At 32.6% G+C, this 14,251-nt stretch carries 11 protein-coding genes, 3 tRNA genes, 1 other RNA gene and 1 pseudogene; all 16 read right to left on the bottom strand.

Annotated elements, in window-relative coordinates:
• Positions 1-108: 108 nt before the first annotated feature.
• Positions 109-1,572: an IMP dehydrogenase gene (gene guaB, locus ACZ446_RS00570; protein WP_464393225.1), complete on the bottom strand. Its 1,464-nt coding sequence runs from the start codon at positions 1,570-1,572 to the stop codon at positions 109-111.
• Between the two features lie 299 nt (positions 1,573-1,871).
• Positions 1,872-2,471 carry a recombination mediator RecR gene (gene recR / locus ACZ446_RS00565; protein ID WP_464393224.1) on the bottom strand — a complete coding sequence of 200 codons (600 nt, stop codon included), beginning with the start codon at positions 2,469-2,471 and terminating at the stop codon, positions 1,872-1,874.
• A complete protein-coding gene (locus ACZ446_RS00560; RefSeq protein WP_464393223.1) occupies positions 2,471-2,779 on the bottom strand; it encodes a YbaB/EbfC family nucleoid-associated protein in 309 nt (102 codons plus the stop codon). The genes recR and ACZ446_RS00560 overlap by 1 nt, the downstream gene beginning before the upstream one ends.
• Before the next feature lies 1 nt (position 2,780).
• The gene (gene dnaX, locus ACZ446_RS00555; RefSeq protein WP_464393222.1) at positions 2,781-4,652 is read right to left on the bottom strand and encodes a DNA polymerase III subunit gamma/tau; all 1,872 of its coding nucleotides are present in this window, start codon (positions 4,650-4,652) and stop codon (positions 2,781-2,783) included.
• Positions 4,653-4,718: 66 nt separating this feature from the next.
• Positions 4,719-4,985, bottom strand: an RNA gene (gene ffs / locus ACZ446_RS00550) — signal recognition particle sRNA large type.
• Between the two features lie 31 nt (positions 4,986-5,016).
• A tRNA-Ser gene (locus ACZ446_RS00545) sits at positions 5,017-5,108 on the bottom strand.
• Between the two features lie 110 nt (positions 5,109-5,218).
• A tRNA-Ser gene (locus tag ACZ446_RS00540) sits at positions 5,219-5,311 on the bottom strand.
• Positions 5,298-5,762, bottom strand: coding sequence for a tRNA adenosine(34) deaminase TadA (tadA, locus tag ACZ446_RS00535; protein WP_464393221.1), 465 nt, complete (start codon positions 5,760-5,762; stop codon positions 5,298-5,300). The genes ACZ446_RS00540 and tadA overlap by 14 nt, the downstream gene beginning before the upstream one ends.
• A gap of 252 nt (positions 5,763-6,014) precedes the next feature.
• Positions 6,015-6,091 (bottom strand) — tRNA-Arg (locus tag ACZ446_RS00530).
• Between the two features lie 384 nt (positions 6,092-6,475).
• Positions 6,476-6,829, bottom strand: coding sequence for a hypothetical protein (locus ACZ446_RS00525; RefSeq protein WP_464393220.1), 354 nt, complete (start codon positions 6,827-6,829; stop codon positions 6,476-6,478).
• Positions 6,822-7,088 (bottom strand): hypothetical protein, encoded by a 267-nt coding sequence (locus ACZ446_RS00520; protein ID WP_464393219.1) that lies wholly within the window; start codon positions 7,086-7,088, stop codon positions 6,822-6,824. The genes ACZ446_RS00525 and ACZ446_RS00520 overlap by 8 nt, the downstream gene beginning before the upstream one ends.
• A 115-nt stretch (positions 7,089-7,203) precedes the next feature.
• Positions 7,204-8,463 (bottom strand): hypothetical protein, encoded by a 1,260-nt coding sequence (locus ACZ446_RS00515; RefSeq protein WP_464393218.1) that lies wholly within the window; start codon positions 8,461-8,463, stop codon positions 7,204-7,206.
• A 15-nt stretch (positions 8,464-8,478) separates the two neighbouring features.
• Entirely contained in the window at positions 8,479-9,024 is a 546-nt protein-coding gene (locus ACZ446_RS00510; protein ID WP_110300677.1) for a site-specific integrase, read from the bottom strand.
• Between the two features lie 411 nt (positions 9,025-9,435).
• Positions 9,436-9,849, bottom strand: a pseudogene (locus ACZ446_RS00505) (GGDEF domain-containing protein); the annotation flags it as partial.
• A 329-nt stretch (positions 9,850-10,178) separates the two neighbouring features.
• Positions 10,179-12,422 (bottom strand): putative bifunctional diguanylate cyclase/phosphodiesterase, encoded by a 2,244-nt coding sequence (locus ACZ446_RS00500; RefSeq protein ID WP_464393217.1) that lies wholly within the window; start codon positions 12,420-12,422, stop codon positions 10,179-10,181.
• Positions 12,423-12,472: 50 nt separating this feature from the next.
• Positions 12,473-14,233 (bottom strand): flagellar assembly protein A, encoded by a 1,761-nt coding sequence (locus ACZ446_RS00495; RefSeq protein WP_464393216.1) that lies wholly within the window; start codon positions 14,231-14,233, stop codon positions 12,473-12,475.
• Positions 14,234-14,251: the final 18 nt, after the last annotated feature.

Genomic DNA, 14,251 nt, shown 5'->3' with positions numbered 1-14,251 from the left:
TTTCTGTTAAACTAGCAACAAAGGCTGCAGCGTTAACAGAACTTTGATCGCAAAAGAAAACTCTCTGCAGATAAAGCAGAGAGTTAATCTCAAATAATAATTTTAGTTTTAATCAACACTGTAATTTGGAGCTTCTTTTGTCACCTTAACATCGTGTGGGTGACTCTCACGCAGGCCAGCTGCAGATATTTTTATCATTTTTGAATCATTAATTAGAGTATCAATATCAGGAGTTCCACAATAACCCATACCTGATTTTAACCCTCCAACCAGCTGATAAATGGTTTCTGATAAAGTACCCTTATATGGGACTCTTCCTTCAATTCCCTCAGGCACAAATTTTTCTGCTTCAGTTTCGTCTTCCTGGAAATAACGGTCTTTACTTCCTTTTTTCATTGCTCCAACTGAACCCATTCCTCGATAGACTTTATAACTTCTGCCTTTATAAATTTCTAATTCACCCGGGCTCTCTTCTGTACCTGCCAGTAGGCTTCCGATCATAACTGTACTGGCACCTGCAGAAATAGCTTTGACAATATCTCCGGAGTATTTTATACCACCATCTGCGATAACAGTTTTACCATACTTTTGAGCTACCTGAGCAGAATCATTAATTGCTGTAATTTGAGGGACACCTACTCCTGCAACAACTCTAGTTGTACAAATTGAACCAGGTCCAATTCCAACCTTAACTACATCCGCGCCCGCTTTAATCAAAGCTTCGGTTGCTTCTGCTGTTGCTACGTTTCCAGCTATTATAGGTAATTCAGGATATTTGTTTTTAATTTTTTCTACTACATTCAATACATTTTGAGAATGTCCGTGTGCTGTATCAATAACTAAAATATCTACACCAGCTTCAACTAAAGCAGCAACACGCTCATCGGTATCTGCACCAGTACCAACTGCTGCTGCAGCTAATAATCTTCCCTGTTTATCTTTAGAAGCAAGTGGATACTGTTTTGCTTTTTCAATATCTTTAATAGTAATCAAACCTCTTAAGACTCCATCATCATCTACTATTGGCAGTTTTTCAATTTTATGCTTGCGAAGCTGCTCTTTTGCTCCTTCTAAATCGGTTCCAACAGGAGCAGTAACAAGTTCTTCATCAGTCATAACTTCAGAAACAGGGCGCTTATAATCTTCGACAAAACGAAGATCTCTATTTGTTAGTATCCCCAATAACTTTTCGTCTTTATCAACAATCGGCACTCCTGAAATGTGATATTTAGACATCAAAGCCTCTGCTTCTTCTATTAAAGCGTCTGGAGACAAAAAGAAAGGATCAACTATAACTCCACTTTCAGAACGTTTTACCCGGTCAACTTCAGCAGCCTGAACCTGAATTGGCATATTTTTATGGATTACACCAAGTCCACCTTCTCTAGCCATTGCAATCGCCATATCACCTTCAGTAACTGTATCCATTCCAGCTGAGATAATCGGTGTGTTTAAATAAATTTCATCAGTCAGTTTAGATCTTGTACTTACTTCTTTTGGGACTACATTAGATTCTGCAGGTACCAGCAGAACATCATCAAAAGTCAAGCCTTCTTTAATTATTTTTTCCATAACCAACCTCCTAGATTTTTGTGAAAATTAATACTTATAGAATTTTATAAATATATGTAATTGAATATAATCATTGGATATTTATTATCCGAAAATGAATCTAATATTTTAAGTATTTTAACAAAGCAGCAGCCAAATGTCAAGCGAATTAACGTACACCTACCGTTTACAGGACCATTTATTTCCATAAATGATGATGGGATTACTTCCTTTTTAAAAAATCCACTATTCCTGACTAAAAATAGTGGATTCCTTAAATATTTGCCATTTTATGCTTCCGCAAACGGAAGCTGCACATACTATAATTCTCTTCTTCCTTCTAAGGCCTTGGAAAGAGTGACCTCATCTGCATACTCTAAATCTCCTCCAACAGGAATTCCGTGAGCTATGCGAGTCACCTTAACCCCTAGAGGTTTGATCAGTTTAGCAAGATACATTGCGGTAGCATCACCTTCTGCATTAGGGTCTGTTGCCACAATAACCTCTTTAACCTGGTCTTTTTCCAGCCGAGGAATAAGTGATCTAATTTTTATTTCATCTGGTCCGATTCCATCCATTGGTGAAATAGCTCCATGCAGTACATGATAAAGACCATTGTACTCTCCAGTCTTTTCCATCGCCACAACATCACGTGGACTTTCTACTACACAAATTGAAGTCCGGTCCCTTTCTTCTGACTGACAGAAAGAGCAGGTTTCACCTTCAGTTAAGTGATTACAATTAGAACAGTAATTTATTTTTTCGCGCGCTTCAATTAAAGCATCTGCGAGATTTTTTACATCATTTTTGGGCTGACCCAGTATATAAAAAGAAAGACGGCGAGCAGTTTTAGGCCCTATTCCAGGCAGTTTACTGAGCTCGCCGATCAATTTCCCCATAGGTTTAGGATATGGATTCATTAAGGCATCCCTGGTAGATTCATTCCACCAGTCACTTTACCCATTTCTTCATTTACCATTTCTTGAACTTCTCTCATACCCTGATTAACAGCTGCCAGAACTAAATCTTCAAGCATTTCTACATCCTCTGGGTCAACTACTTCCGGGTCAATCTGTAGGTCAACGACTTCCTGCTTACCGTTAACTACTACTTTAACTGCTCCACCACCAGCAGTAGCTTCAAGTGTCTTTTCTTCTAATTCTTCCTGCATCTTAGCCATCTTAGCCTGCATCTTTTGTGCCTGTTTCATCATTTTTTGCATATTCATTTTATTTTCCTCCCCTATTTTCCAAAATTGTTTGGTCTACTTCAATAATTTCACCAGAAAATATTCTGGCCAGATTTTCTATATCTAAATCACCAGCGAAATCATTATTTTTTAGCTTAGATTTAGAAGCCGGTGTTTTAGTTTTTTTGTTCTTTTGACTACTGCTTTTATCTTCAACTACAGAAGGATCATTATTTCCAGTTTGATTAAAATCTGTTTCATTTATTTCTTTTTTTTTAATACCAAGCTGCAGCTCTAACTCTACAGCTTCATTTAAAACATTTCTTAAAACCCCAATAATCAGTGCTTTGTTCGAAACAGCACCTTTATAATGAAATTTCTTAGTTTCAGGAAAAGCTATAGTGACTGTTTTTTGATCTACAGCCAGTGGTTCTCCTTCTCTTAAAAGTGCCTGTACAGAAACATCAAGCTGTCTAATTTCGTTTAAGACTTGACCCCAATTATCTTTGACCTGTTTTAAAGAGAGATTTCCTGTTCCAGCAGTTTTATCTGTTTTAACATCTTCCTCAACTGCTGAAGCTTTAGACTTTCTTTTTCTTTCAGATTTAGAGTCCTCTTCTGCCTCACTTTTTTGCTGAACTGAGTTCTCATTTATAGGCTCAACTGTCTCTTTATTAATATCATCTTCAGCCGCTTCAGAACTTAGATCCAAATTTTTAGAAGGCATTTCTTTTTTGAGATTAGAACTATCTTTTTTAGTTAATAAATTATTTAGTTTAAATTCAATTTCAGAGAGTCTAGCTTCTAATCCACTGCCACTGCTCTCTCTACTACTTAATTTTATAACACTTATCTCCAATTGTAAACGGGGTCTAGAACTTGAACGTAATTTTTCTTTTAAAGAAGCAAATTCATCTATGATTTTGGTTATCTCTTTAGTGCTTAAATTAGCAGCCACAGAAGAAATTTCTTCTAAATAGCTTTGGGAATACTCCAAGATTCCAGAATCAATACCACATTCTTTTATCAAAAGCAACTCGCGACAATATTCAATCAACTCATCGCTAAACCTTTCTATTCCTAAACCAGATTCTAATTGCTTATTTAATAATTCTAAAGCAGGTTGGCTCTGCTTTTTACTTAAATAAATTAAAAATTGTTTTAAATCTGATTTATCAATTCGCCCAAGCATTCTTGTGATTTCCTCTGCATTGAGCTGACCGTCACTAAAAGAAATTGCCTGATCTAAAAGACTAATTGCATCCCTCATTCCACCTCTAGCACTACGTGCTAAAATATCAAGAGCTTCTTTTTCAATTTCATAACCCTCAGAATCCACAATAAATTTCAAACGCTGTTTAAGATTATTTAAAGTTAAAAGGCTAAAATCAAAACGCTGACAGCGTGACATAATTGTTGTAATAACCTCATGTGGTTCAGTTGTTGCTAAAATAAAAACAACACTTTCTGGAGGTTCTTCTAAAGTTTTTAAAAGAGCATTAAAAGCACCTTTAGTCAGCATATGTACCTCATCAATGATATAAACCTTATACTTGCCTTCTCCAGGATAAAATTTGACCTTTTCTCTCAGTTCTCTAATTTCATCAATACCACGGTTGGAAGCAGCATCAATTTCAATTACATCAAGAGAGTTTCCTTTTTCTATACGCTGACAGGAATTACACTCACCACACGGCTCAAATTCTGGAGATGGGTTAGCACAATTAAGAGATTTGGCAAAGACCTTTGCAGTCGAAGTCTTGCCTGTACCTCTAGGCCCAGCAAAAAGATAGGCATGAGCAACTCTGTCATTTTTTAAAGCATTTTTCAAAGTCTGTTTAACCTGATCCTGCCCAATTAAATCATTGAAATTTTCAGGCCGATATTTTCTGTAAAGAGAGAGAAAGGACATTTTTTTCACCTCTAAAATAGTATTATATAACAAAAACACCCTATTCCGGGTGTTTTAAAAAAGTGGCCGCACACCGTGTTTCGAAGATTTTCTCCCAGGCGTTACCCTGACAGTTGGCTCGAACCAGGCACCCTCGCGGCACATGGAGCGACTTGCTTACCGCTGCTTCCTCCCGGACCTGACGGGGTTCACAAGACTCCATTGCGCGAGACCCAATTGTCAACACTACTTATCAGGGCCAGACCCTGAAAGAAAAAATCCTCAGCCACGGCATCAATCCTGCTATAGCGGGTTGCAGGTTATAGGGTACCGCTACCACCCCATCTAGTGCGGCCAAATCTTAACAAAAATTATAAAATTTTAATGGCGGAGAGGGAGGGATTCGAACCCTCGGTAGGTTTGAGCCTACACCCGCTTTCCAGGCGGGCCCCTTAAGCCAGACTCGGACACCTCTCCGTAAAAGAAGTAGGATATAAGAAGTTGGAGGTAGGATAAATCCAATCACTCCAATTCTAAGTCTCTACTTTGAAAATTTATATACAATTCTATGGTTGATCAAAATCTAATGGCGGAAGGAGAGGGATTTGAACCCTCGAGACAGCAGAACTGTCTACTCGATTTCGAGTCGAGCGGTTTCAGCCAGACTCACCCATCCTTCCGTTGTCTTAACTCACGGAAAAAATCTTTTAAAAGCTGAGCTGACTCATCCTCCATAACACCTTTTTTAACTTCTACCTGATGATTAAAACGCCCATCATTTAAAAGCTGATATAGGCTATCAACAGCTCCCGCTTTGGGATCACTGGCTCCATAAACAAGACGTTTAATTCTAGACTGCAGAATTGCTCCTGCACACATCGGACAGGGTTCCAGAGTCACATAAAGCTGGCAGTCTTCCAGGCGCCAGCTAGCCTCATTTTCGGCAGCTTCTCTCAGAGCAATCATTTCAGCATGAGAAGTTGGGTCCTGAGTTTGCTCCCGGAGATTAAACCCACGGCCAACAACCTGATCATTACAGACAACAACTGCACCGATTGGAACTTCAGCTCTTTGGTAAGCCTTCCTAGCTTCTGCCAGAGCCATTTTCATATATTTTATATCATCTTCCATAGAATATCTCCTGTAAATAATGCAATTTTTCAACTTGCAACATCAATTATTATAACAGCTGCCAATATTTTTTGCAAGGATTTTCTCTGAAAAATTTGCCTTAAAATCAGTTAATAAGTAGATTGAAATCACATATAAATAAATTTTCGCATAAAAAATAGCAGCTGGTTTTAAGATCAGCTGCTTTAGTTACTAAAGTAAAATATATTTTATTGAAAAACCGCTCATTTTTTGGCGGCTTAATATTTAAAATGGCGCACCTGAGAGGAGTCGAACCCCTAGCCTTCTGATCCGTAGTCAGACGCTCTATCCAGTTGAGCTACAGGCGCACGCTAAAACTTTTCTTAAGCAACAATAAATATTATAACAGTTACTCTTATTATCGTCAAGTGATTTTTAATAAAAAATTATATTCATTGAACTAACAGCCTTTGTGAGCTGTTTAAGTTAGTTAGTAAGCTGTCTTGACGACAATAAAAAAGACCATTTTTAGAAAATATTTAGAGTTATTTAAGTAAAATTTCCAGTATGAAAATTTGAAAAGCATCTGATCTTTTAGGTTTCATCACTTCTGATTCGATTATCCCTACGTGTATTTAGACTACATTATTTAGGTGAAAAAGTCAAGATTTTTTGTTCTTGATTGGATGGGGTTTTTGAACTAAAAGCTTCCATAAATTATAATTTGTTTAATTTAAAATTTTGATCACTATTTATTCAATCTTTATTTCCATTATATTATCAAATTCTCTGGTTTTAAATATTTTTGTAATATCACTTATATCTCCAATATCCAGTTTAAAAACATCATTGATATCTAATAAGGATTCTGGTACATCTAACGCTATTCTGAATTCATTTTGATGACTATAGCCCTTAAACTTTTTAAATAAACCCATCCTACCACTATAGGTGTTTTTATCAACATATTCAACTAATCCATCTCCTAATGGTTCAATTGCATCATTATATAACTTTTTGTTTTCTAAATAAATCGCTGCATTAATTTTTTTAAAGAATTCAAGACAATCTAAAATAATCAAGCCAGTGTCACCAAATTCATTCATTTCTTTTTTTTAGTTTCAATTTAAATTCATTGTTTTTTAATCTTTTGAAATCAATAGCATACATGCAAAACAAATTAGCACCTTGTTCTTTATCTCTTCTTATTTCTACAGGTTTTGTAATATCATTATTGTCAATTACATGATCACCAATCTTAATGTTTGCGAATTCCGGCTGTATATACCTATGTAGTCCTTCATTTTTATCTCCCCTTGATCTATCTTGTTCTTCTATCCCTTTAAAATAAGAAAGGGGATTCATATATAATATACCATTCTGAAAGCTTTTTATATGTTTTTCTTTACCAAATTTTATCAGAGCATAAATATAATTACCCATAATAATTAGTCCTTTCTAAGTAGGCTCAAAAGCATTATTAGTTTTCAAAGTAATTAACTAAAGATTTCAAAGCAATTTCCTGTACATCTCTCAAAGGATAAGACTTAAAATGATTTCGATAGCCTATTATGCCTTTCCAATCATTAATATAACTAGAACCACCATGAACTAAATCAGATCTCAATTTATAAATTCTTTTTATTTTTTCTTTATTTACTCTCATATTAGTATTAGAAACTCCTTCAATTATACTCTCCTCCACTTTGCCGTCCACACCAAACAATGCGTCTAACGAAATAAAATAATGAAGGAATTTATCTAACTCAGTTTCTCTAGTTATCCCATATTGAATAAACTGAGCCCCTTTACTTGCCCTATCAGATTTATCAGATTCAGTTTGTTTTTTATACCAATTCTTAACTTTATTCATAACTTCAGAAGTGATTTCTAAATCTATTAATAATGAATGCAAAATAACTCCAATATATGAATAATTAAACCTTGTATTAATATCAGAAGATATTTGCATTGAATATGTTGTTTTCACACTTTCACTATGTGCAAGCACAGAAGAATCTTCAATATATAAGTGAGCCAATATAACACCAATAAATTTACGCATCAAAATTGAAGCTCTTTTTTTAGAAATATCTTTTGAACCACTAACTTCACAAACCAACCATGATTTTGGAGATTTATTAGAAAACATATTATCATTGCTATCAAATTGTTTTCCTTTTTTAGGATCCCAAAACTCTAAAGCAGGATACTCATTTGCTAGCATATTCCAAAATTCTTTATCCTCTGAATTTAATAGAGACAGCCCATCAAATTCTAATTTTAGTGATTTTGTTGTCACTCTTGGTAAAGGGTGAAAAATGACCCAATCTTTTAAACTACTAGATAATTCATTTTTTATTATATGCCAAACTTTTAAGGCAAATTCTTTTTTCTTAAGATTTTTATTCATTGCATTAAAGATTTTGTTCTTTTTTAATGCCATAATTGATTTGACTTCAAAAAGATGTTCATTAAAAATTATGTTTTTAAAAATTTTCTTTATTATATCCTTAAAATCATCCGCATTTCCATTTTTTAAATTAGAATCATACTGGATACTCATTAATGAAATTTCTCGACATATATGAATTCCAGTTTGAGTAAACCAAACTTCAAAGGAAACTAATGGGGCATAACTTATTAAATAGCTATGTTTATAAGATTTCTCTTTAGGTTCTTTTAAATATATGTTCTTTGTTAACTGTAGTATCTTACCTAAAATAGACTCTAAATTCATGATAATGCTCCTAACTTATAATGAAAAATTCTTCATTGAATTATCCATGACATCCTGATTAATGCCAATATAATCTAAAGTAATACTGGGAGCAGAATGATTGAACAGCTCCTGCAGCAGGGCCACATCCTTATACTGCTTATAATGATGATAACCAAATGTTTTACGGGTGGAGTGACAGCCTATATTATCTAAACCTACAGTTTCTCCTGCTTTATTTAGTACCCTATATGCCTGGCTGCGGGATAATGGTTGATTGGTTCCATTTCTACTCTGAAATAAATATTCATGGTCGGACATGTTTTTAATATACCTATCCAGAGCTTCTCGCAATACAGAATTAATAAAGAACTTCTTAGTCTTTCCTGTCTTCTGCTCTTTTAAAATGATATGAGTTTTATTTCTTACATCCTGTACTTTTAGTTTTAAGATATCACCAATTCTTAATCCTGTGTTGATTCCTAAAACAAAAAGCAAATAGTTGCGGTAATTATCCTTTAATAGCTCAGTCTTAATTTCTTCAATTAAACTTTTATCTCTGATTGGATCGACTTTATTCATTAAACCCATCTCCTATCATAAATATAATTTAGATCCATTATACACTATTAAATAGGAAAAGTATATATGATATAGTTCATTGGAAACTAATTAGTTGATGAAAAATCATCATTAACCCTATGATGACAAAGAACACGCAACTTATAGCCAACGCGACTTAAGATAGATTATGTTGTATTAGTTGCTTCAATTAATAATTTGTTCATTTTGACATAAATAAGTTTACTTATAGTATAATAGTTCATTTTAAGTCAATCAATTTCTTTACATCTAATATATATACTTCTTGAAATATATGGTTTTTCCTTTATTCACAAGTCGACAAAATTTTCTTTTTTACGCCTCATAACGTAATAAAGCTGAAGTCTCATTTAAAAACCCCAGCTCTGTAATTATCTTATTTAATTACTTTTATAAACATCTACCTGCAAATTTCTGTTCATACATCTTTTCATCAGCTTTATTGTAACATTTTCTAATATTTTTACCACTAGGATTATAGTTATTACAATCCGTTGTTTCAAAGCCCAATGCAATTGTTAATGGCACCGGCAGCTCTTCAATCCTATTATCTTTTTCTATCCTCTTTAAAATCCTATCAACAATATCATTTGCCATAGAATAATCAGTATCAGGTAAGATGACTGCAAATTCATCTCCACCTATTCTAGCAACAACATCTTCATTTCTGACAACGTTTCTAATTGAATCTGCAGCTCTTTTAATATAGCGATTTCCCATAATGTGGCCATAATCATCATTAATAGCTTTTAATTCATTTAGATCTCCAACAATTATACTGATTGGGTATTTTCTGGAGTCATGAAGTCTTTTAAGTTCTTCATTAAAATATCTTCTGTTATAAAGGCCAGTTAGTTCATAATGGTTAGAAAGCTATCCAACTTCTGCTGCCGTTTTTTTCTCAATCTATATCAATATGAACTCCTACAAAAAGGGATGGTTTTCCTTTTCATCTCCTTTCATAAATTTCTCGCCTCAGACATTATTTTAATGATAATACTTATATTATATACCAGGTTCTACCACAATAAAAATAAGGAACACCATCAGGAAATACATTATACTAAGCATAAAGGCCCACTTAAGATTTTATCATTCAATCCAAAATTCATCGCAGCAGAATTATTCTCAAGTCAATCCTCAGATTTCAAAAGTTTAAAAACGTCTTCTTCAGGTAATGGTTTGCTAAATAAATATCCTTGAATATAATCACAGTTCTTTTCTATTAAATAATCTCTTTGAGATTCAGTTTCCACACCTTCTGCAACCACAGTCAAACCAAGACTGTGACTCAAATCAATAATTGCAGCAGCAACAATATTATTTTCTGTTCCTTTAGTTATTTTGTTTATAAAGTACTTATCAATTTTTATTAGATCAATATTTAACTCTGTTAATCTAGAGAAAGAAGAATATCCTGTACCAAAATCATCTAAAGCAGTTGTGATGCCTGCCTCTTTTAATTTTGCCAATTTCGAATTAATAATCTCAAAATTATTTAGTAAAACAGATTCGGTAATTTCAATTTTAATATTCTCAGCTTTTATACCAGCATTATTAATTATTTCTATAATTTTTTTTGTGAAATCTTCCTGTATAATATCCAGCCCTGACATATTAACTGATATCTTGACTTCTCCAAATCCATCTTTTTCCAGATCAGCAGAAAATTTAGCTGCTTTTTTAAGAATTAGTCGACTCAGTGATATAATTAAGTGCTTTTCTTCAGCAATCTGAATAAATTCATCTGGAGCAACTCTATCATATTGACTGGACTGCATCCGGGCAAGAGCTTCAAAAGCAACTACTTTATTCTTATTTAAGTCATAGATTGGCTGATATTCGAGATATATTTTATCATTTTCCAGACGAATGCTTTCTCTTAATTCACTTTCTAGATTATCTTTTCTTTTTATCTGTTCTTTCATTTCCTGATTGAAGAAGAGATATGGACTTCCACTTTTTTTCCCATAATCAAGGGCTATATTTAAATTGTTGATTATTACTTCTGTATCCTGATACTGATTAATTTCTTTTTCTACAGCAATACTTGTAGATAGATACTGGTTGTCAAATTTTGATTTTGCAAAGATTTTCTTTAACTCTTTATTTATTGCTTCAACTTCATTATATAAATCCTGATCATCATTATAATTTTGATAGAGTAAAATAAATCTTTCCGCATCAAATCTAAATAATTTTCTTTTTTCATCTTCCAGATTTTTTAACTGATTACTAAATTCTTTGATTAACTGATCCCCATATTTATAACCTAAACTGAGATTAATCAAAGTAAAATTATTACAGTTTATTAAAAAAAGAGCATTTTTCCTGTTATCAAGTTCATTCTGTAAAACATCGTAAAGATATTCTTTGTTTGGAAGATCTGTCAAGCGATCATAATATGACATTTTTACCAGTCTCTTATTTTTTCTATAAGACAGAAAAAAAGTGTAAATTAAAATAATATATACCAGGACTATAATTGCCAGCAAAATTTTTTTGAAAGTATTAATAGTATTTTGTGTTTCCTCAAATGGATAGATTATCGACAGATAACCAAAATCATGATCAGGGTGTTTTTCATGGGTTATTTCGAATATAGTATTATAATAATTTTCACCCTCAATAGTAATCAAATCGGAATAATTGTTGTTTTTACTAAGTTCTTTTTGAATTTCTGGACCAAAAAAATAGTTATTATTTCTGAATTCAGAGGTAGTAGTTCTAATTTTGAAATCAGGATCTAAATAGGCAATTCTTTTTACATCTGTTATCTCTCTTATTTCAGCTAACAAATGCTCCAGGGAAAATTCGGATAGCAACCCAACAATATTTTCTGCTTTAATCCCAACCTGAACAAAAGAATCATCTAACTTTTTAAAATAGGCATATTTATAGTTAATACCGCTTTCAGAATCCGGTCGAATATCTTCGACTAATCCTAAATCACTGCTTTCCATAAAGTTATATACCGGATGTCCCGATTCTGCTCGCCAGCCCAGATATTCTTTGTTTGTAGAATTTATAATAATCCCACTGCTATCATAAATATGGATAGCATCAACCGCTAAAAGTGCGGCCAGTTGATTTATTTTATCCTGATAATCATCTGACATTAAAGCTGCAATCTGAGAGGACACAAATAATTTTTCTCCCAGCATTTCGTCAATCAATAGATTTGCATCCAGACCCTTTTCTACACTATAAGAATAGCCTTTTGCGATTTTTTCAGTTTTAGACTGCATCTCACTGCAGAAATATTTTTCAATTAAGTTTATGCTGTGGTAAGTAATTAGTGAAAATATAATTGTAGTCATAATTATGGGGATTACTAAATATTTTAAACTAATTACTTTGTAATTTTTTCTAGACATTTTTAATTTTATCCTTTCTATAAATATCTTTGTTTTTTATTTAACAAATATTAACAAAGAAATTTATTAATATTAGGTAGTTTAATTTCTTGTACTAACTTACCAAATTCATCTACAGTTAAATTAACATTTTTAGTCCCTCCATTAATCACCTTACGATCTTTATCACTTTTTATAATAAGTGTTCCTAAAGCCTCTTTGATAAATAATTGTTTACCAATTCTAAAATGAGTTTTACCAAGCTTGCTACCAGCTTCCTGACAGTAAATAACGCCTTCAGCCTGATAATTTCCTCCTTTTAAAAATCCAGATCTATTTTTTATAATTATAGACCCTTTTGCCTTAATAGTTGTGTTATAGCATCCCAATTTATTGACAATAACTGAACCACCAATATTAATCTCAGAATTTTGAATATAACCAGCATAAATTTTTAATAAACCACTGTTATCTAGTTGAGACTGAAGAATATCTTCCAGTTCTTCTTTAAAATTATATAATATTGTGTCATCAGTAATCCGTTCTAGAGCTACAACATTATTGAAATAAGGTACAATTTCTTTAAAATACTTTTTAATATGGTTAACATCTTCTATTTTGTTGTTAGTTTTTAAAATCAGTTTTCTTAAGGCACGAAACTTATTTTCCACTAAAAGTCTAATAACCTTACCCAATCTAAAACTATTTGTATTCATTTGCCTTTTACTCGCTTCACCTAAAATTTCTTCTACAGCTTTTTTGAGATTATTCAGAGCAGAAATTATATTTTTTATATTTGCCACAATTTCCTGTTCTAAATAATAACCAATATATAATTTGCTTGCTATTATATTATTTTTCACAAAAAGATTACCATTATTATTAATCTTAGTATTTGCTATATTACCCTGCACCTTTATATCATTACCAACATCAATATTAAAATAGTCCTGAACATTTCCTTTAATTAGCAAATCACCATCGTATTTTATATGTCCAGTATATTTATCTACATCACCTTTTAGCACATACTGTTTATTAATTTTCACTTCTGCAGTTGATCTTCTCCTAATAATTTGGGGTTGACCTGCTTCAGCTGCAATGGCCTTTAAGCCATTATCAATTATTTGAACATTTTTTCCAGCTTTTAGTTCTATATTTTTAACAGGAGGAGGAGAAATTCTATCGCCAAAAACATTAACACCCGCTTTACCAGAAACCACCTCTTTTTTGAAGCAAATAATTTCTCCCTTATCTATAGAATCAATAATATTGAATTGGTTTTGATCTTTATTTTTATATTTATCACTTTTAATAATTTTTGCATCTATTCCTGGCTTTGGTTCTTCACCCTCAGCAATTAAATACCTACCACTCAAATTCTCTTCTTTGGAAATAATCTGATTAATATAGTCATGTTTAATTCCATGACTTATTTTATAATAATTAAGTAGATCAATTATTTCTTTTTTATGTAGTTCAGGATAATTTTTCTCTACACTATGGGTCTCGATTGTTATCTGATTTTTAGCGTCAGTATCTTTAAGTTTTAACTGTTGTTCTGGAATAATATCTATTATTAAATAAGCTTCTAACTTATCGTTAGAAACTTCTATTTTTAACTCTTTTTTCTTTTTGATTGAATTGAATTTAAAATCAATTTTAGATTCTAAATCCTGACTCACGACCAGTTCTTTTCCTTCTGGCTTACCATTAATATAAATCTCAACATTTTCAGCTGCTGTGATTCTAGGATATCTCCCCAGACCTTCTGGATCAACAATTGTAAGTTTACCATCTTTTAAATACACTACACCATCTTTATTTTCCACAAACAACACCACCCGTTT

It is taken from the genome of Halanaerobium sehlinense, from assembly GCF_055379485.1.
Note: the sequence above shows the minus strand (reverse complement) of the source record. Positions and strands in the feature narration are given on the sequence as shown.